Annotated in this window: 21 protein-coding genes and 2 tRNA genes; 8 read left to right on the forward strand and 15 right to left on the reverse strand. The window is 39.6% G+C overall.

All coding sequences use genetic code 11. The annotated features are described in order from the left end of the window. The first annotated feature begins 11 nt into the window (after positions 1-11). Entirely contained in the window at positions 12-179 is a 168-nt protein-coding gene (locus WD048_15135) for a hypothetical protein (protein MEX0813552.1), read from the forward strand. 14 nt (positions 180-193) lie between these two features. Further along, entirely contained in the window at positions 194-385 is a 192-nt protein-coding gene (locus WD048_15140; GenBank protein MEX0813553.1) for a hypothetical protein, read from the forward strand. Positions 386-513: 128 nt separating this feature from the next. On the opposite strand, the gene WD048_15145 is transcribed toward WD048_15140, so the two are convergent. The 6 genes from WD048_15145 to WD048_15170 all read right to left on the reverse strand — a co-directional run bounded on the left by WD048_15145 (position 514) and on the right by WD048_15170 (position 4490). After that, positions 514-588: transfer RNA gene (locus WD048_15145), tRNA-Pro, on the reverse strand. Positions 589-608: 20 nt separating this feature from the next. After that, positions 609-695, reverse strand: a tRNA-Ser gene (locus tag WD048_15150). Positions 696-770: 75 nt separating this feature from the next. Further along, positions 771-2210, reverse strand: coding sequence for a chromosomal replication initiator protein DnaA (dnaA, locus tag WD048_15155; GenBank protein MEX0813554.1), 1440 nt, complete (start codon positions 2208-2210; stop codon positions 771-773). A 107-nt stretch (positions 2211-2317) separates the two neighbouring features. Then, positions 2318-3223 (reverse strand): metallophosphatase, encoded by a 906-nt coding sequence (locus tag WD048_15160; protein MEX0813555.1) that lies wholly within the window; start codon positions 3221-3223, stop codon positions 2318-2320. Next, a complete protein-coding gene (locus WD048_15165; GenBank protein MEX0813556.1) occupies positions 3220-3882 on the reverse strand; it encodes a 5'-nucleotidase C-terminal domain-containing protein in 663 nt (220 codons plus the stop codon). Before WD048_15165 ends, WD048_15160 begins: the two co-directional genes overlap by 4 nt. A 77-nt stretch (positions 3883-3959) precedes the next feature. After that, positions 3960-4490 carry a hypothetical protein gene (locus WD048_15170; protein ID MEX0813557.1) on the reverse strand — a complete coding sequence of 177 codons (531 nt, stop codon included), beginning with the start codon at positions 4488-4490 and terminating at the stop codon, positions 3960-3962. Between the two features lie 102 nt (positions 4491-4592). On the opposite strand from WD048_15170, the gene WD048_15175 reads away from it, so the two are divergent. Then, positions 4593-4937: an iron-sulfur cluster assembly accessory protein gene (locus tag WD048_15175; GenBank protein ID MEX0813558.1), complete on the forward strand. Its 345-nt coding sequence runs from the start codon at positions 4593-4595 to the stop codon at positions 4935-4937. A gap of 331 nt (positions 4938-5268) precedes the next feature. Here WD048_15175 and WD048_15180 read toward each other — a convergent pair whose 3' ends face one another. Genes WD048_15180 through panC form a run of 6 tightly spaced genes read right to left on the reverse strand, consistent with a single transcriptional unit; the run spans position 5269 to position 10043 of the window. Then, a complete protein-coding gene (locus WD048_15180) occupies positions 5269-6120 on the reverse strand; it encodes a DUF4476 domain-containing protein (GenBank protein MEX0813559.1) in 852 nt (283 codons plus the stop codon). Positions 6121-6131: 11 nt separating this feature from the next. Next, entirely contained in the window at positions 6132-7271 is a 1140-nt protein-coding gene (locus WD048_15185) for an acyl-CoA dehydrogenase (protein MEX0813560.1), read from the reverse strand. A gap of 56 nt (positions 7272-7327) precedes the next feature. Beyond that, the gene (gene rfaE2, locus WD048_15190; protein ID MEX0813561.1) at positions 7328-7819 is read right to left on the reverse strand and encodes a D-glycero-beta-D-manno-heptose 1-phosphate adenylyltransferase; all 492 of its coding nucleotides are present in this window, start codon (positions 7817-7819) and stop codon (positions 7328-7330) included. After that, entirely contained in the window at positions 7791-8825 is a 1035-nt protein-coding gene (locus tag WD048_15195) for a lysylphosphatidylglycerol synthase transmembrane domain-containing protein (GenBank protein MEX0813562.1), read from the reverse strand. Before WD048_15195 ends, rfaE2 begins: the two co-directional genes overlap by 29 nt. A gap of 12 nt (positions 8826-8837) precedes the next feature. Then, entirely contained in the window at positions 8838-9182 is a 345-nt protein-coding gene (panD, locus tag WD048_15200; protein MEX0813563.1) for an aspartate 1-decarboxylase, read from the reverse strand. 12 nt (positions 9183-9194) lie between these two features. Continuing rightward, on the reverse strand, positions 9195-10043 hold the full coding sequence (panC, locus tag WD048_15205; GenBank protein MEX0813564.1) for a pantoate--beta-alanine ligase: 849 nt from the start codon (positions 10041-10043) through the stop codon (positions 9195-9197). Positions 10044-10166: 123 nt separating this feature from the next. On the opposite strand from panC, the gene WD048_15210 reads away from it, so the two are divergent. From WD048_15210 to glmS, 3 genes are read left to right on the forward strand one after another with little or no spacing between them, the layout of a single operon-like run. Further along, positions 10167-10985, forward strand: coding sequence for a glycogen/starch synthase (locus tag WD048_15210; protein MEX0813565.1), 819 nt, complete (start codon positions 10167-10169; stop codon positions 10983-10985). Between the two features lie 53 nt (positions 10986-11038). Further along, positions 11039-12283 carry a DUF4270 family protein gene (locus tag WD048_15215; protein ID MEX0813566.1) on the forward strand — a complete coding sequence of 415 codons (1245 nt, stop codon included), beginning with the start codon at positions 11039-11041 and terminating at the stop codon, positions 12281-12283. Positions 12284-12285: 2 nt separating this feature from the next. After that, the gene (glmS, locus tag WD048_15220) at positions 12286-14130 is read left to right on the forward strand and encodes a glutamine--fructose-6-phosphate transaminase (isomerizing) (GenBank protein ID MEX0813567.1); all 1845 of its coding nucleotides are present in this window, start codon (positions 12286-12288) and stop codon (positions 14128-14130) included. 7 nt (positions 14131-14137) lie between these two features. Here glmS and radA read toward each other — a convergent pair whose 3' ends face one another. The 3 genes from radA to WD048_15235 all read right to left on the reverse strand — a co-directional run bounded on the left by radA (position 14138) and on the right by WD048_15235 (position 17642). Further along, a complete protein-coding gene (radA, locus tag WD048_15225; protein ID MEX0813568.1) occupies positions 14138-15511 on the reverse strand; it encodes a DNA repair protein RadA in 1374 nt (457 codons plus the stop codon). A 44-nt stretch (positions 15512-15555) separates the two neighbouring features. Further along, complete coding sequence (locus WD048_15230; protein ID MEX0813569.1) at positions 15556-16491, reverse strand: arginine deiminase-related protein; 936 nt, start codon at positions 16489-16491, stop codon at positions 15556-15558. Between the two features lie 68 nt (positions 16492-16559). Continuing rightward, a complete protein-coding gene (locus WD048_15235) occupies positions 16560-17642 on the reverse strand; it encodes an endonuclease/exonuclease/phosphatase family protein (GenBank protein ID MEX0813570.1) in 1083 nt (360 codons plus the stop codon). Positions 17643-17864: 222 nt separating this feature from the next. On the opposite strand from WD048_15235, the gene WD048_15240 reads away from it, so the two are divergent. After that, entirely contained in the window at positions 17865-18701 is an 837-nt protein-coding gene (locus WD048_15240) for a lysophospholipase (GenBank protein ID MEX0813571.1), read from the forward strand. A 35-nt stretch (positions 18702-18736) separates the two neighbouring features. Continuing rightward, a complete protein-coding gene (locus tag WD048_15245) occupies positions 18737-20071 on the forward strand; it encodes an exonuclease domain-containing protein (GenBank protein MEX0813572.1) in 1335 nt (444 codons plus the stop codon). Positions 20072-20136 lie beyond the last annotated feature (65 nt).

Raw genomic sequence — 20136 nt, forward strand, 5'->3', positions numbered from 1 at the left:
CCCAAGGGGTCATGACCCCTTGGAATACAAAAGCTCTAACTTCATCTGCTCCAATGGGTCATAAAGCACAAGAATTAAAATCACAAATCGACAAGACCGATAAAGAAATAGACCAAATGGTGTATGAGCTGTATGGTTTAACAGAAGAGGGGATTGAGGTTGTGGAATCCAATTCCTAACAACCCAAGGGGTCATGACCCCTTGGAATACAATTGAAAAAAAACTTCCAAAATCTGGAAACTTTTCCATTCTATGTGGCACTGCTGGATTTCCTACTCCAATGGGTCATGACCCATTGCAATACCTCATTAAAAAAGCCCTGCATTGCTGCAAGGCTTTTACTTGTGTCGGGGTGGCAGGATTAACAGTGTTGATCCTGATTTGAGGTAGGTACAAGACGAAAGCCTTTTACTCGATTCCTCGCTCTGGCTTTTTATTTTTATACTCATACAAGCAAGCTTGATTCACATAAAAAACAAAAAGCCATCCGCTATGCGGACGGCTTTCGTCTTGTCGGGGTGGCAGGATTCGAACCTGCGGCCCCCTGGTCCCAAACCAGGTGCGCTAACCGGACTGCGCCACACCCCGTAAAAAATATAAACTATAAGCGGAGACGAGAGGATTCGAACCTCCGATACCCTTGCGGGTATAACTCCTTAGCAGGGAGCCGCTTTCGACCACTCAGCCACGTCTCCGTGATTTTCATTTTTCAAAAGGAAATGCAAATGTAAGAAAATAAGCGTTCAAAAAAACCAATTTGCTGCGCTTTTTTATGTCATACTCATTTGTATGCGCTTTTCAATATCCCTGACCTGATCATTAAAACCATCATCTGTGTCGATTAGATTCTGAATTGCCTGACAGGAATGGATTACAGTACTATGATCACGCCCACCAAAATGTTTGCCGATAATTTTCAGGGAATTTTTGGTGTAATTTTTTGCCAAAAACATAGACAATTGCCTTGCCTGTACAATAGCGCGTTTTCTTGTTTTTTCTTTAAGCTTTTCTACAGGAACACTAAAATGTTCGCAAACGGTTTTTTGAATGTATTCAATGGATACTTCCCTGGAAATACTTTTTACAAAATTCTTTATGATCTTTTTAGCGAGATCAAGGTCTATATCTTTTTTATTTAAAGAGGACTGTGCCAGGAGTGAGATCAAAGCCCCTTCCAATTCGCGCACATTCGTACTTATATTATAGGCTACAAACTCTACTACATCTTTGGGCAGTTCTATGCCATCTGAATACATGCGCTTTTCGAGAATAGCGATGCGTGTCTCAAAATCGGGCAATTGCAGATCAGCAGATAAACCCCATTTAAAACGGGAAGTCAATCTTTCCTGCATGCCTTCCAAGTCGCGCGGAGAGCGATCGGAGGTAAAAACCATTTGCTTGCCCGACTGGTGCAGGTGATTGAATATGTGGAAGAATATGTCTTGTGTTTTGTCTTTGTTGGCAAAAAACTCAATATCATCCATGATCAGCACATCTATCAATTGATAGAAGTGGATAAAATCATTTACTGCATTATTTTTCAGCGAATCGATGAATTGATTGGTAAATTTTTCGGAAGAAACGTAAAGTACCGTTTTATTAGAATAATTCTGTTTGAATTCATTGCCAATAGCGTGCGCCAGATGTGTTTTGCCTAGCCCAACTCCCCCGTAGATTACTAAGGGGTTGAAAGCTGTAGTTCCGGCTGGCTTAGTAGCAACAGCATAGCCGGCAGAACGTGCCAAACGATTACAATCTCCTTCTATAAAGGAATCGAAATTGTAGGCCGGGCAAAGTTGAGATTCGATGCTCACTTTTTTGAGCCCGGGAATAATAAAGGGGTTTTTAATACTTGGATTACTCACGATTAAAGGTGCATTTATGTCTGGATTTTTGTTGTTCCCGGTATTATAGCTCGGGTAATTTACCATAGAAGGCCCTGAAGTACCATTGCTGTTTTCTACAACGATTCTGTATTCCAGTTTAGCCTCATCGCCCAATTCTCTTTTAATAATTTTCTTCAGCAGTGAAATATAGTGTTCTTCCAACCATTCATAGAAAAATTGACTGGGTACCTGTATAGTAAGTACACTGTTATTTAACTTAACGGGTTTTATTGGTTCGAACCATGTTTTAAAGCTTTGATGATTGACATTGTCCTTAATAATTTTCAGACAATTGTCCCATACATCTTCATACGAATCTGTCATCGAAAAAAGACGATTTAAACGATTTATAAATAATGACTATTCAAGCGTGAAAGGAAAACGAAAATGTGAAAAAAAAACAGAAAAAAAAACTAAATATCTATTGATTTTTAGCGGACTTTTACAGTCTGCGAAAAAAATTCTTTTTTCTCTGATTTTTTACTTACAAAAATGTCGATTTTTCCCAGTAAAACGCCTGCCCAGCCAACTTGGTTTATTACAACTTGTTCATTATCAATATTTTCTATAATCATGGGTGCTTCCATAAACGTATGTGTGTGTCCGCCCAGAATTAAATCAATATTTTTTGTTTGAACGGCCAATTCCATATCAGAAATTTTATTTGAGTTATAATAATATCCCAAATGAGAAAGACAAATAATTACATGGCATTCTTCCTTACTTTTTAAAAAAAGCGCAAGTTTATTGGCTTCTTTTACGGGATCGGAATAGCGGGTTTGACCATATAGTTTTTTGGGAACCAGTCCTTCGAGTTCAATGCCTAATCCAAAAATACCAATCTTAATTCCTTCTCGCTCTATAATAGTGAATTTTTCAATCTTTTCAGCCATAATCGTGTCGGAAAAATCATAATTGGCAGAAACAAATGGAAATGTTGCATGGGGCAATTGTTTGTTTAGCCCTTCAAGACCTGCGTCAAAGTCGTGATTACCAAGAGTTGCAGCGTCATATCCCATCTCGCTCATCAGCTTAAACTCCAGTTCTCCACCGAAATAATTAAAGTAAGGTGTGCCCTGAAAAATATCCCCGGAATCGAGTAGTACAACATTTTTTTCCTGCTGCCTGATTTTATTTACCAGGGCAGCTCGCCTTGCAAAGCCCCCTTGTCCGGGATAATATTTGTCGTCCAATGGAAAAGGTTCTATTCTGCTGTGTACATCATTGGTATGCAGCACAGTGATCTTTTTGTAATCAGCAGCGAATAATTCTGAGGGAACAAGTGATAATCCTGCCCCTAAAAAAGCACTGTGGTATATGAAATCCCTGCGCCTCATCTTTTTGTGATTCTTCCTTTTGTTTCAAAATACAGGGAATCTCCGCTGGCATTTACATTTTCACAATAATCTATAAGGGCATCTCTCAGCAATATTCCCGTTTGTATTTGTTTTATCTCCGCAAGTAAATGCATTTTATCTCCACCATTGGCCAAATAATCTGAAGTACTTATGGTATAATGATGTTCTGCATCAATAGGCAATCCATTGATGAAAATACTGTCGGCTTGAGCATTCTTAATTTGAAAAGCGGCACCGCTAATTGGCCAGCCACCATAAGCAGCTATTTGATCAAGCAGCATTTTTAAGGTATCTCCCCTGATATTTTGTGCTACTATAAAATTATCAAAGGGCATGAGCTCGAAAATTTGAGCTTTCTTAATCCATCCTTTACTGATTGAGCGAAGGCGAATGCCTCCATAATTTAAAATGGCAAGATCAATGTTTATGCCCAGTTCCTTTTTAGTCCGTTCCAGGCAAACATCTGCCATAAAATTTCCCAATTCAGATTCGGGAAGTCTTTTGTACATATCGGTCTTATTGTAGACCAGTTTTTCCTCCATTTCCGAATCAAGTTCAGATTTGTAGTTATTGATCAGCAATAATGCAGTAGAATCGCGGTCGAGTGAATCTACTATGCGGTAAGATTCGTATTGCATATCGCTTATCTTATAAGTGCTGCACTGGTAAAAAAGCAGGCAAATAAAGCTAATTGCTATGCAATATAAATAATGCATTACAGCAGTTGTTTTACTTCTGTGTTGATCATTGTAAGCGCGCGCTGATTTGGAATTCCTCTTTCATTTTTCATATAAAAATTCAAAAGTTCGCGTCCGTAATCGACACTGCTGCTATCTTCCGGAATCGAGGCGTGAATAATATTAATATGCTTCAGTAAATCGTCTTTAGTGAATTGTATTGCATTCCAAACATCACGGCTCACATAGATTTGCTGAGATAGATTGTGTTCAAATTCTTCTTTTACTGCTTTAATAAGCAATAACTTCATTTCCTTTGAACTGATCTTTGGGTCTGAAAATCTGGGAATTAAATTATAGGGCATCAGGCGCTCCATCAAAACAGCCAGCCTTTCATAGGCATTCAGGCGAATGGGCAATGCTTCATTTCTGCTTTCGTAGCGGAGTTTCAGCTCTTGTTTTTTAGAATCATTTTCAAAAACCGACTTTAAAGTATAGTAGCTTGCCAATAAAACAATTAGTGCCGGCAGAATGTATTTAAGTATCTCTAAAATAATCTGGACTTCCATTTTATTCGTTTTTGGGGTCGTAAATATAGCCTTTAGCACTGCAAATTCAATTGAAACGGATTTTAAATTAACTTTGTTATCAGAAATTAAATTGCAAAAATCATGGAAGAAGTACTGAAAACATCACCGGTTAAATTAACAGAAGGTGCTTACGAGAAAATGAAACATATTTTTGAGCAAAAGTCACTTCCTGCTGATCACGGAATCAGAATAGGAGTAAAAGGTGGTGGCTGTGCCGGATTTTCCTATATCTTGGGTTTTGATAGCCCCAAAGAAAAAGACAGTGTCTATACTTTTAAAGATATGAAGGTGATTATGGAAGATGCGCATGGCATTTATCTTGCCGGTATGGAAATAGATTACAAAGACGGGCTGGATGCCAGGGGCTTTATCTTCAATAATCCCAATGCAGATACTACTTGTGGCTGCGGCAGTTCTTTTGGGTGATTTTAAGGTTTTAATTATATAATTCCACTTTCGGATACCGCCCTATAGCCTATGCCGGATAAACCGGAAATCCTAATTGATAGAAAATAAATCCTACCCTGGACAAGCCAGAACCAAAGAGGTAAAATCAAAAGAATTGTCAACCATAACCCCGCAGTAGCACAATCCCGCAGTAGCCACAAGGCATGCCTTGTGGCTACTGCGAGATTGCCTTGTGGTGGCTTTGGCTACCTCAACAGACTGAAATTTAAATTTGGGAAACCCTGACAATGAAAATCACCATTTTGGTTTTCTCCATTTCATGATAAGTTATTGATTTTCATTCGTCAAATTATGTAATTGAAAAGCAATTGTATAATGCGGGTTTAAAATAGTTGCCAATATCATAGGTTCGGCCATAGGCGAATTTGGCAAAATCGAGTTTGGTTTCTTCCCAGCCAAATACTTGCATAATTTGACTGACATGGCTCGACAAAAGGCAATTCGAGCCTAAAATCTGTTTGGCAATGGAAAGCCTGGTTTCATCCCAGTCTTTACTTGCTATGCTGTTTCGGGCAGCATCAAAATCTTGCTGGCTCATTGGAATGGGACATCCAATAGGGCCATTATAGCCGGGCAATACATAAGCAGGTTCTTCTACATAGGTTGTTGTGGTAGTTGTTGAGCTGCTGTTCCATCCATCGTTTACATGAATATCCATGCCGCCTACGGGAGTGTTTACTGTAACGCTTACATTTTCTCTTGTAGGATTCCCGCTACGGTGCTCGGTTACCGTTACTGATTTTCTGACAACAGGTCTTGGAGCAGTAGAATAGCTCATTACCGCTTGTTCAGGAGCAGGAGGCGGTGCTTGTGCAATAGGCACATCTGAAACATAGCGCACAACATATTCTCCTTTCCTGTTTTTGGTAATATTGTATGTAACATCAGCGGCTTGCTCAGGGAGGAAAAGATTTTTGTCAATTTCCGGAAGTGCCTTATTTTCAAAAATCACTTTCAGCTTATAATTGGGTTGAATCAACTCTGTGATTTTCACATTGGTTTCTGCTTCATCATTTTGACGAATGCCATTTAAAACCACCCAGAATTTTTCTCCTTCCTGGGAAAAAATAGTGAGGTTAGATTGTGCATGGACCATCATAGATGAAAATGCAAGTAGCAGTAAGCTGAAAAAGGACCTCATTTTGTTTGCTTTTATTTTAAAACATTACGTGAAATTACAATTCTTTGTACTTCAGAAGTCCCTTCGTAAATCTGAGTGATTTTTGCATCGCGCATCAATCGCTCAACGTGATATTCTTTTACAAAACCATAGCCCCCATGTATCTGCACCGCTTCCACGCTTGTTTTCATAGCTGTTTCGGAGGCATATACCTTAGCCATAGCACTTGCGGTGTTGTAATCTTTATTTTGGTCTTTTAGCCAGGCAGCTTTAATGCAAAGTAAACGTGCTGCTTCAATTTCGGTGGCCATATCTGCCAATTTGAACTGTATGGCCTGGTGATTGCTGATCTCTGTGCCAAATGCCTTTCTTTCTTTAGAATAGGCCAGCGCCAACTCATAGGAACCCGATGCAATGCCCAAAGCCTGTGAGGCAATTCCGATTCTCCCTCCTGCCAGGGTTTTCATGGCAAATTTAAATCCAAAGCCATCTTCACCTATGCGGTTTTCTTTTGGTACTACTACATCCTGAAAAGAAATAGAATGCGTGTCAGAAGCGCGGATACCCAGCTTGTTTTCCTTGGCTCCAACGCTTACACCTTCAGCATTTCTGTCAACAATAAAAACATTGATGCCGCGGTGTCCTTTTTCACGGTCAGACTGGGCAATAACCAAATATGTAGATGCGGTGTTTCCATTGGTTATCCAGTTTTTGGTACCGTTGAGCAAATAGTGATCGCCCTGGTCTATTGCAGTAGTTTGCTGAGAAGTAGCATCTGATCCGGCTTCGGGTTCTGAAAGGCAGAAAGCGCCAATTTTTTCGCCTTTGGCCAGTGGCACCAGGTATTTTTGCTTTTGTTCTTCGTTTCCATATTCTTCCAGTCCCCAGCAAACCAGCGAATTGTTGACCGACATAATTACAGATACTGAATTGTCAATTTTAGAGATTTCTTCCATAGCAAGCACATACGAAACCGTATCCATACCGCTACCACCGTATTTAGGGTCAACCATCATTCCGAGGAATCCGAGTTCCGCCATTTTCTTAACATGCTCTTCGGGGTAGATCATTTTTTCGTCCCGCTCAATTGCCCCTGGTTTCAGGTCGTTTTGAGCAAAATCCCTTGCGGCTTTTTGAATCATTAAATGCTCTTCGCTCAGTTCAAACTTCATATTTCTGTGCTTTTAATTGATTTGTAAAATTAGTATTTTTAGCAATTATAAAAGCCCTATTTCCGGTTGATTTGCTCAATAAGACCTGAGCTGGAAAATCCGGGTAAAAACTCGGCCAGTTTTATTTCTCCGCCATTTTTCAACACAATGTCAGCGCCCACAACTTCTTCAGGTTTATAATCTCCACCTTTTACCAAAACATCAGGTAAAATAAACTTGATTAAATCCTCCGGTGTATCCTCTTCAAATACAACTACTGCATCCACACAATGCATTGCTGCCAGTAAAATAGCGCGGTTCTGTTCATTTTGAAGCGGACGGCTTTCACCTTTTAATCTTTTTACCGAGCTGTCGCTGTTGAGGCCGAGAACAAGTCGGTCGCCAAAGTCGGCTGCCTGGGCTATGGTGCTGATGTGCCCGGCATGCAGAAGATCAAAACAACCATTGGTAAAAACAATTTTATCATCTCTAAAGCGCCATAAGTTGATCTTCCTTTTAAGCGCGGCTTTATCAAAAATTTTAGACTTGAGTTGCTGAAAGGCTTGCATTGTTTTTATTTTTATTGCTAAGTGGTAGTAAAACAAGTGATGAAACTCCTAAAATTAAAACAAAAACTGTTTGCGCCACCCAAACGATCCATCCAAATGCAAAACCAAGTGTAGCAGTTACGCCATATAATAGCATTACTTCCATAACTGCAATCGGATATGCCCCCAAACCTCCCTGCACCAGAATGAATGCAAAAGTTCCAAACACCAAAATAGACAAAGCTACACCGGGACCCAGGTTGCTGGTCACATCCATGCACTGAAACGCCACATATATTGAAAGGTAGTACATCAGCCAGATAGAAATGGAGTGAAAAACAAACATATAGGGCCGGTCAAGGTCTTTTATGGTCAAAAAACCTTTTACAAATTCCCTTACAAGCAATTTGATTTTCTGTACCAGGCTTGAATTTCTAAACCTACGCGTAAGCCAGAAAAAAATCATAACGGTGATGATAACGGAAAGTATACTTACCACTATTCCATAACCTTCGGGAACCACGGCTATTAATTTTTTCAAAATAGGCCTAAAAAGCCTTTCATTGGTAAATTTGAACAAGAGGTCAAATTGTGTTACAACCAAAATGATCAGTAGCAGTGCAAGGGTAATCAAATCCATGATGCGGTCAACAAATACGGTTCCTATAGACTGGTGCACAGGTATTTTTTCATATTTATTGAGCAGCGCACACCTTGAAATTTCCCCCAGCCTGGGAAATGCAATATTGGCAAGATATCCTACCATCAGGGCGTAGAAAGTGTTTGCAAAACCAGGTTTGTGCCCAAGGGGCTCCAGCAATATTTGCCAGCGAGCAGAGCGGCTTACATGGCTGATTATGCCTATAAGGCCAGCAAAAAACAACCAGGCATAGTTTGCCTGGCTGAATGCGTTTTTAATTTGCGTTATTTCCTCTTCCTCAAGGTCTTTCACAAACCACCATACCAGCCCGAGGCCAATAGCTAAAAAGACAAGGGATTTTAAGGCTGAAATTATTTTTTCTCTCAAAATAAAAGTGGATTAACTAAGGCGATTGTCTTTAGGGAAAACTGTAATAGGGTTGTGTTTTTTTGCATCTTCAATAGGCATTGTGGCATAGGATATAATGATTACAATATCACCAACCTGTGCTTTTCTGGCAGCAGGGCCATTCAGACAAATCACTCCACTGCCTCTTTCTCCTTTGATCACATAGGTTTCAATACGTTCGCCATTATTGGCATTGACGATCTGCACCTTTTCATGTGGAAGAATATTGGCAGCATCCATTAAATCTTCATCAATAGTAATGCTTCCGATATAATTCAGGTCGGCTTGCGTAACAGCTACACGATGTATTTTAGATTTTAAGACTTCTATTTGCATGGGGCGGCAAATTTACGAAATTATCAAGTTATCAATGAGCCGAATTTCTTCAACATTAGCAGCAATGCAAACCACAGCAGAATCCTCTGCGTTCCATTGCTCTAATAATTTTAAATCCCCTGCACTGGCAAGATCGAGATATTCTACCTCTATCAATGGATGTCTATTGAGTTCCTCAATGATTTCCTTGCGCAATTCCGCAACACTATGGTCTTTGTATTTAGACTTAAATTTTTTCAGAGCTGCATATAAATTTGAAGCTGCCAATCTGCCTTTTTTACTCAGGCGCATATTTCTTGAGCTCATTGCAAGGCCATCTTCTTCCCTGATAGTATTTACCATAACAACTTTTGTGTTTGGGTGAAAGTCTTTCGCTAATTTGTGTGTGATTAAATATTGCTGATAATCTTTTTGCCCCATATAAATGGCATCGGGTTTAATAATACTAAGGAAGCGGTGCAGCACCATTACTACACCCTTGAAATGGCCAGGCCGATAGCTGCCCTCCATATCCTGATCCAAGCCCGAAAAATCAAAATTTATTTCAGGTAGTTTTCCATCGGGGTAAATTTCATTTTCATCGGGCAAAAACAGGATGTCATTGCCTTCCTTTTCCAGTAGGTATATGTCGTTTTCAATGGTGCGCGGATAGGCTTTCAGGTCTGTTTGTTTATTGAACTGTGTCGGATTTACAAAGATTGAGCAAATGCTCAGGTCATTGTCTTTTTTGGCGGCTTTTAACAATGACAAATGGCCTTTGTGCAAGGCGCCCATTGTTGGAACGAATCCAAGACCTCTGGAGTTTTCTCTTTGTTTGTCAAGGTATTTCACCAAGTCAGCGGTATGTTTAAAAATAAGCATTAGACATTGTTTAAAGTCTTGGGAAATAGAAGTTTGAGCACGATTGATGAATAATTTTGCTATCTTTGCACAAAATTACTCTTATCTCTTTTGATTTATCAATAATCCAATAATTTTTTAAGTATGGAAAAGGCCAGAGTCCTAATTGTTACTCAGGAAATGAATCCTTATCTCAATCTGAGTGAGATTTCTAAAATTGCCAGAAGCCTACCGCAACACATCCAGGAAAAAGGTATGGAAATTCGAATATTGATGCCAAGATTTGGCGATATTAATGAGCGCAGACACCGATTACATGAGGTAGTTCGACTCTCAGGAATAAATATTACTGTTGCGGATGAAGATTATCCACTGATCATTAAAGTAGCCAGTTTGCCTAATGCGCGCATGCAGGTTTACTTCCTCGATAATGAAGACCTTTTTAAGCGCAAAGGTGTTTTTGCCAATGCTAAAGGCGAACCATTTGAGGATAATGCAGAGCGCATGACCTTTTTCTGTAAAGGCGTGTTGGAAACAGTGAAAAAGTTTGGATGGCCACCTAATATAATTCACTGCCATGGCTGGATGACCGGACTTATCCCTTACTATTTAAAAACAAATTATAAAGACGACCCGGTTTTTAACAATTCCAAAGCTATTTTCTCCGTTTACAATGATTTGAAAGGTGGAGTTGCTCCTGAAAGCTTGCAAAATATTGCCGAACTGGATGATGAAAATTACCCGGTTGAGTTGGAATTTTTTAACAAAGGGGATGTCAATAGTCTGAATGCAGCCGCAGCTTCATGTGCTGATGGTGTGATTATTGGTAGCGATAAAGTTGATGCAACTGATTTATTGGCAAAAAACGGAAAACCAATTTTGGAATTTCAGGGAGAAGAGGATTACTTAGCAGCATACCACACTTTTTATAATGATCTGCTTTCAGCAGTAGACAGTAAGTAGCTTATATGAATCGACTTGTGTTGATAATGCCGTTTTTGTGCGGTATATTTTTTATGAGTTGTAAAAAACCGGTGATTCAGGAAGATAACCTGATCCCACCTGACCAACTCGGACTGGTTTTTACAGATACTTTTGAGCTTGAAACTTATACCGGAACACAGGATTCCCTTGTAGCTTCAGATCTTGCTATTAATTTGTTGGGCGGAATGGATGATCCAATTTTCGGAAAATCCTATGCCTCTTTTTACACACAACTCGCATTACCCAACAACAATCTTGACCTGGGAAATGTGCTGAATTTTGATTCGCTGGTATTGTATTTGAAATTTTCCGAAACCTATGGAAATGTTGAAGCCGGACAAAGTCTTGTTGTAAAAAGAATGACCGAAGGAATTGATGGTGAAACTGAATATTTTACCAATAAAACTTTTCAAACCGAAGCTACTGAACTGGGCAGAATTGATGATTTTAAAGGAGCTGAAGACTCAGTTAATGTAAATGGTGAAAACCAGGCATCAATAATAAAAATTAAGCTGGACGATGCCTTTGGCCAAGAACTGCTCGATCAGTCGGGCGGCATTAACTTTAGCAGTACAGAAGCATTTCAAAGCTATTTGAAAGGATTGCATATTGCGCCTGATAAAAACAATATTGGAGAGGCACTTTACTATGTTGATTTAGGCGACCCATTTTCCAAATTGGTACTTTATTACAATGACACTTCTGCTTTGGATATTCTGATCAATAATCAAACCAGGGCAGTAGAAAATTTCGATTTTGACCGCTCCGGGGCTCCAGTAAATGACTATATCAATAACAACAATAAGAAAGACAGCCTGATCTTTGTGCAGCCAATGGCTACAACTAAAGCAATTGTGCGCATTCCGGATTTACTCAATCTGGAAAACATTATCATAAATAAAGCAGAACTGGTATTTACTGAAGTGCGTGACCCATTCTCTCTGGGTTATGATGAAAACTTCCCTGCACCAAATCTCATTGTTGCTTTTGGATCTGATTCACTCGGGAGAACACAAACGGTTGCTGATCAATTTGTAAGCTCTGCCTATTTTGGTGGAGCGCGTGAATCCATTACTATCGATGGAAGTGAAGTGTCACAATACAGAATAAACCTGGCAAGACACTATCAATTTGTAATTGACGATAGAAAACAGGATTTTGGTATTTTTATTTTGCCGCTACCAAGCAACAGAATTGCAAATAGAGTAGTCTTTGGAGGAGGGAATCACAGTAGTGCCCCTGCAAAATTGAGATTAACCTACACAAAAATTGATTGATTATGTGCGGTATTGTAGCATATATTGGTTCTAAAGATGCTTACCCTATTTTAATAAATGGGCTAAAAAGGTTAGAGTACAGAGGATATGACAGTGCCGGTGTAGCATTGTCCCACAACTCAAAACTTAACACTTATAAAAAGGCTGGGAAAGTAGCTGAACTGGAAAAATTTAGTGCCACTCAGGATTGTAAAGGAAACATTGGAATTGGCCATACCCGCTGGGCTACCCATGGTGAGCCCAATGATACAAATGCACATCCACACCTCAACAACAAAGGTGATCTTGCTATTATCCACAATGGAATTATAGAAAACTACGGTTCTTTAAAAAAAGAACTGATAAAAAGGGGCTATACCTTTGAATCGGATACCGACACAGAAGTGTTGATCAATCTGATCGATGATATCCGAAAACAAGAAAACTGCAATCTTTTTGAAACTGTTCGTATTGCATTGAATCATGTAATCGGTGCTTACGCAATAGTGATACTTGATAAAAACAATCCCGATGAATTGATTGCTGCCAGAAAAGGCAGCCCGCTTGTTATTGGAATTGGTGAAGGGGAATATTTTATTGCATCAGATGCTACACCTATTGTTGAGCACACAAAAAATGTTGTGTACTTAGATGATGAAGAAATAGCAAAATTGGACCGCAATGGCGAATTGCTGATAAAAACCATACAAAACAAGAAAAAAACACCCTATGTAGAAGAGCTGGAACTCAAAATTGAGATGCTTGAAAAAGGGGGCTATGATCATTTTATGCTCAAAGAAATTTTTGAGCAACCAAGATCGGTAAAAGACAGTATGCGCGGGCGGCTTAGCTCAGAAAAAGGCTGGGTTTCGCTGGGTGGAATTAAGGACTATTTGCAAAAAATGGTAAATGCCGATCGTATAATAATTGTTGCTTGTGGAACTTCATGGCATGCAGCTATGGTAGGCGAATATCTTTTTGAAGATTTGGCACGTTTGCCAGTTGAAGTAGAGTACGCCAGTGAATTCAGGTACCGCAATCCAATCATCAATGAGAATGATATTGTGATTGCTATTTCCCAATCGGGTGAAACAGCCGATACCCTTGCAGCAATAGAGCTGGCAAAAAGAAAAGGGGCAACTATTCTCGGAATTTGCAATGTAGTGGGCTCTTCCATTCCCCGTACAACTCATGCTGGATCTTATACCCATGCAGGCCCTGAAATTGGCGTGGCCTCGACTAAGGCCTTTACTGCACAAGTTACGGTGCTTACATTAATGGCACTTGCTGTAGCGCATAAAAAAGGTGCAATTGCAGAATCCAGGTTTCAGCAATTGATTGCTGAAATGGAAATGATCCCTGATAAAATTGCCAGAGTTCTGGAAAACAGCAATAAAACCATTGAGCATATAGCTTCTATTTATAAAGATTCGCGCAATTTTCTCTATTTGGGAAGAGGTTATAATTTTCCTGTAGCTTTAGAAGGTGCGCTGAAATTGAAAGAAATTTCCTATATCCATGCCGAAGGTTACCCTGCCGCTGAAATGAAACACGGCCCCATTGCACTGATTGATGAAGAGATGCCTGTTGTTGTATTGGCAACCAATCAAAGTGCCTATGATAAAATCATTAGCAATATTCAGGAAGTAAAGGCGCGCAAAGGAAAAATCATTGCCATTGTCACTGAAAAAGACAGTATTATTAGCGAAATGGCGGATTTTGTGATTGAAATCCCGGGAACGGAAGAAGCACTTACTCCATTGCTTTCAAGTATCCCGCTGCAATTACTCGCATATCATATTGCGTTAATGAGAGGTTGCAATGTAGATCAGCCCAGAAATCTGGCTAAGTCGGTTACGGTAGAGTAAGATTGATTTATTTGCTGTTAAAAAGACTGCGGTAAAGATCATGAATCTTCTGTATTTGATAAACCCTTATTTTCAGTTTAGTGTTTTTTGCTTTACTGCTGTATTTAGACACAAATACTTTTTCAAAGCCCAATTTCTCTGCCTCACCAATTCGTTGCTCAATTCGCGTAACCGAACGCACTTCACCTGACAAACCTACTTCACCTGCAAAGCAATAATTATATGGTATTGGCTCATCCTCGAAAGAGGACAATAAAGCCGCCAGTACTGCCAGGTCAATTGCAGGGTCTTCAACTTTTATGCCTCCGGCAATATTTAAAAAAACGTCTTTATCACCAAACTTAAAGCCCAGCCTTTTTTCTAATACAGCCAATAGCATATTCAATCTGCGCATGTCAAAGCCGGTAGATGAGCGCTGTGGATTGCCGTAAACGGCAGGTGAAACCAGTGCCTGAACTTCTATCATCATAGGCCTTTGTCCTTCAATAGTAGCCGCAATGGCTATTCCGCTCAAAAGATCATCGCGCTGGGTAATCAAAAGCTCAGATGGATTACTCACTTGTCGCAAACCGCTGCCAAGCATTTCATAAATTCCCAATTCTGCTGTGGAACCAAAGCGATTTTTAGACGTGCGCAAAATGCGATAATTGTAATTTACATCACCTTCGAATTGCAACACCGTATCTACCATATGCTCCAATATTTTCGGTCCTGCAATTTGCCCGTCTTTGGTGATGTGTCCTATCAAAAAAATTGGCACACCTTCCTTTTTGGCGTAATGCTGAAGCTCGTTTGTGCATTCCCGAATTTGGCTCACGCTTCCCGGTGCAGATTCCAATGCTTGTGATTGCATAGTTTGAATGGAATCAACGATCAATAAGCCTGGCTGGAGCTTTTTTGAGCTTTTAATAATGCGCTGAACAATTGTATCGGTCATGATGTAGCAATCATTCTCCTGCATCCCCAGCCGCCTGCCACGCAATGCTATTTGACGGGCACTCTCCTCACCGGAAACGTAAGCTACTTTTACTTTTTTTAAGGACAGGGCCAGTTGCAACAGCAAGGTAGATTTTCCTATGCCTGGTTCACCACCGATCAATACCAGTGAACCGGGAACAATACCACCACCCAAGACTCTGTTCAACTCCAGATCATCGGTGAGAATTCGGAAGGTTTCCAGCAGTTCAATATCGTGTATAGGTGTGGGTTCAATATTTGTTGACTCAACTGTACTTGCGGCTTCACGAGCAGGACTACTGCTTTTTTCTACTACCTCTTCTACAAAACTGTTCCATGAATTACAGCTTGTGCATTTGCCCTGCCACTTAGGGCTTTGATAGCCACATTGTTGACAGATATATACAGTTTTGGTTTTTAACATTGTTCAAAATTTCACTTGTAGGCTATGATTTGAAAAGTATATTGCTATTCTTCTTTCTCTCTTAAAAAAAGCTCTGCCATCATACATCTTGCACTTCCACCACCAATCATTTCAATGGTTTCCAAATCTGTATGCAGCAATTGCGCATGTTTTCCAAGGTTTTCTTTTTGTTGGGCATTTAGGCTGTCAAAAGCATTTTTACTCATCATAAGAAAAAGTGCCCCGTCTTCATTTTGGAGTTCCAGCATATTGCCCACAAAGTTTTCTTCCTGTTGTTCACGGCTAATTTCTATCAGTTCTTTTCCGCCCCTTGCTATGCTTTTTACGATCAGTTCTTTTTCTTGCTCATCGGGAATACAGTCCAGACAAATTGCTGCAAAAGCCGTGCCTACACACATTACAACATTAGTATGGTATTGCTCCGCGCCATTTTTCTTATAGGCATGAAAAAGAATGGGTTTGTAGCCGATGACTTTCCCGAATTTTTTAATTAAAAACTCATCGGTACGGGAGGAGTGACAGGCATAGATGATTTTTCTCTGATGGTCAAAAACCATACTGCCTGTACCTTCCAAAGCACGATCATCTTTTTCGTAAAAACTCCAGTCCAACACAACTTCAACATTGAAATTACCTCTTAGATAATCTACAATTTCCGACCTGCGCTCTATTCTTCGATTTTCATTTTTCATGGGAAAAAGAAAAACTTTCCCATCGGGATGCGTAGTAATCCAGTTGTTTGGAAAAATAGCATCTGGTTTTTCGGGTTTTGCAGTGTCATTTATCACGTGCACAGTAATATTATTGCTTTGCAAAAGATCAACCATGGTATCGAACTCTCGAATGGCTTTTTGCAAAATTTCCTTTTTCTGTTTTTTTGGCGGCTTATGCTGATAGTCATTGCTTTCAGCTGTTTGTTCATTGTATTGAAATGCTGCCGGTCTTACCATTAGTATTTGATTACTGCTTTGTATGCTCATAAGTATATTTTTATCCGCTATTTCAATTGTGCGCAGAAAAATTCAACACACATGAAATGGCTCAATTGTTAATTGAAATCTTTTAATTTTATTTTAAGTAAAACAGGTTGGTGATCTGAATGTTTGTAATTCATGTCTATAGTTTTCACTTCCTGTGTTTCAATATTGGGCGATACCAAATAAAAATCTACAATATAAGTATTGCAGATTTTCGGATTCCAGGCAGCTTTTAAGTCTCTGTTGGTCGATTTGCTTTCATCATAAGCCCATTTCCAGTTTTCAGGAAACAACCCTGTTTCCATAGCTTTCCTGTTGATATCTGTGTGTTCAGAATCTTTCACAAAAAGATCGAGGGAAGTACCCGGGGGCACTTGATTCCAATCGCCACCAACTACTACATAATTTCCCGATTCGTATTCATCCAGTACAATATCGCGCAAATAAGCCATTTGCTTGCTGCGCAGGCTGCCATCGTCAAATGCGGAATTGTGGGTATTGATCACTACAAGATCTTTTCCATTGCTGAGCTTAAATCGCTTGAGCAAAAAACAACGATCGAGCATAAACACCCTTTTTGGCCAATCAAAATTTCCGGGAAATTGATAGCGTTCGGCTTCTGTGGGCTGGTATTTTGAAAAAGAAACCAGTCCGGAATGAATTCTCCCAAGGCGGTCCCAAGGGCGTTCAAAAGGAGCAGGAACATGTCGCACTTTATAATTAGGGGCATATACTCCAACATAATTATTAAGTTCTGCAGCAAGGCTTTTGTATTGGTTTTTTAAATAACTACGCCTTGCATTGGAATCCACTTCCTGCAAAAGGATAAAATCTGTATTCTGTTCTATCAGAAATCTTTTAATGCCGCTGAAATAACTCCTTGTCCTGTTTTCAGGTGCGCGAACCGATTTACCTCCGTCATAAAAGAAATCTTCCTCAGCACCGAGCCCTGCATATCCTATATTCCAGCTTAGAAATGTAAATATACTGTCGCGCGGGTTTTGGTAATTTGAATTACGCAAAGGCAGTTCAATGATCTCCTTTGGCCGGTAATCAGTGATTGTAGCATATATTATGGTTCCTCCAATATACAATCCATAAAGGAAAGCTAAAGTGAAAAGGAGTTTAAATAATCTTTTTACTAACTTGCTCATTGTTTGGTGTAAATGCCCTAAAAATACCAATTTTAACAACCCAAAACAATTCGAATATTTTTGTTTGAAAATAAAACAGTTCTCATTGCATGAAACGAACATGTCAAAAAAATTTGACACACATGAGAATGATCAAATTTTTTTGTTTTGTGAGTTCCCTGCATTTGCCGAAACGGCCACGTGCAGGCAGGCATCTGACCGTTGAAAAATAAATTTAAACAGATGAAAACGCAGGAGTTTAATTGGAAGAATGCAGACGGCCTAAAAATATTTGGCAAATATCATGCTCCTGAATCCGGGGCAAAAGCTGTGATTGCTATGGTGCATGGCATGGGCGAACATTGTCAGCGCTATGATTCATGGGCAAAACGCTTCACAGAAAAAGGTTATGCCTTTATTGCTTTTGACCATATTGGCCACGGAAAATCAGAGGGAAAGCGCGGGCATGTCAATGCCTATGATCGTTTGCTTGAAAGTGTAGATCAATTGCTTGATAAAGCCAGAGAATATTTCCCGGAGCTTCCGGTTTTTTTATATGGACACAGCATGGGGGGCAATGTGGTATTGAATTATGCTATTAAAAACCCCGATGCTAAAATTAAAGGGATAATTTGCAGCAGTCCCTGGCTTAAACTGGCCTTTGATCCCCCGGCCATTCAAGTAAAACTCGGTCGTTTGGTCAATAATATTTTTCCGGCATTTACTCAATCCACAAAGTTAGATGCCGCAGCTATTTCCCGTGATCCTAAAGAAGTGGAAGCTTATGAAAACGACCCTCTAGTTCATGACCGCATTAGTACTATGTTTTTTATTTCAGCTCATGAGGCAGGTTTATATGCACTGGAAAATGCAGACAAAATTAAAAATCCCTTATTGCTCTTTCACGGAACTTCTGATCAATTGACATCGTATAAAGCTTCGGAAGAATTTGCCGATAAAGTTCAGGCACCTCTTAAATTTGAGCTTTTTGAAGGGGCATTTCACGAAATTCACAATGATTATGATCGGGATAAACTTTTTCAACTTATTACAAGTTGGTCTGAAAATCTATTGAATTGATTATGAGATATTATAAGTACACTGCGCGTTGATCTATGTTTGCAATTATTGATACGGAAACTACCGGGGGAAACCCATCCAAAGACAAAGTAATGGAAATCGCTATCATCATCTACGATGGCGAGAAAGTGATAGAAGAATATTCTACCCTTGTCAATCCACTGGAGCCCATAGCACCATTTATAAGATCACTTACCGGAATTGATGAGTCGATGGTGAAAGATGCCCCTACTTTTGAAGAAATTGCCGATAAAGTATTGGAGATGACTGAAGGAAAAATCTTTGTTGCACATAATGTACGCTTTGACTACGGTATTTTGCGCAATGAATTTCAGCGACTTGGCATTAAGTTTTTGCGCAAACAATTGTGCACAGTTAAGTTAAGCCGCGAATTGATCCCCGGACACAATTCCTACTCGCTTGGCCGACTTTGCAAGGATCTGGAAATCAACCTGGAAGGAAGACACCGGGCATATGGTGATGCTTTGGCAACTGCCGAGCTTTTTGGAAGGTTGTATGTTAATGATAAAGACCGAATCCGCGCATTTACTGAAGATGATGTAAAAGACAGTGTTGTTCCGCCTCTCATTAAAAAAGAAATTTTAGAAGACTTGCCTGAAGAAGCAGGCGTTTTTTATTTCCTGGATAAGGAAAACACCCCCCTGTACATTGGAAAAGGTAAAAATATCCGCAAAAGCCTGATTCGATTGTTGAGTAAGGATTTCGCTTCAGATGCTTACAATCCATTAATCGAAAACATCTGTGATATTTCCTATGAAGTTACCGGCAGTGAATTGGTTGCCATGTTGCTGGCACAGGAAGAGCTACTCATTAAAAGACCGCCTTACAATTTCACTGTGCGCAAAACACAATACAAATATGGCTTGTTTTCAAGTGTTGATGAACAGGGTTTTCTTAGGTTGAAAATTGATTCACTGGCTGAAAATAATAGAGTTCCTTATTTGGAATTTTCCTCAAAAAGAAGTGCGAACAATACATTGAAAAAATTGATGGAAACCCATCAGTTGTGTCCTCTATTATGTGGTTATGAAAATGAATACCCCGACAGGAAATTACCTAAAGCTTTGGACGCATATAATTTTAAACTTAAAAAAATACTTTCGCGCTATTTGTTTAAAAACGATAATTTCTTCCTAATAGGCGAAGGACGTTCTCACCATGAACACTCTATTGTTTGGGTCGATAAGCAGAAATACATGGGATTTGGCTTTTTTGAACCGGAATACATCGAAAATGATATTGAGTCTTTAAAAGAAAGCATTAAACCCAGACCGGTAAGTCCTGAAGCCAGAAAAATAATTTTGCAATACACCCGCAAAAGAAAAAAAGGTGAGATTATAGCTTATTGATTTCAATAATAACCTGAGTTCGGAAATTATTTATTGCTCAGAATGCCAGAAAATAGTGAGATTCG

The sequence above is a fragment of the Chitinophagales bacterium genome (genome assembly GCA_040877935.1).
Lineage (GTDB): Bacteria > Bacteroidota > Bacteroidia > Chitinophagales > CAIOSU01 > JBBDNB01.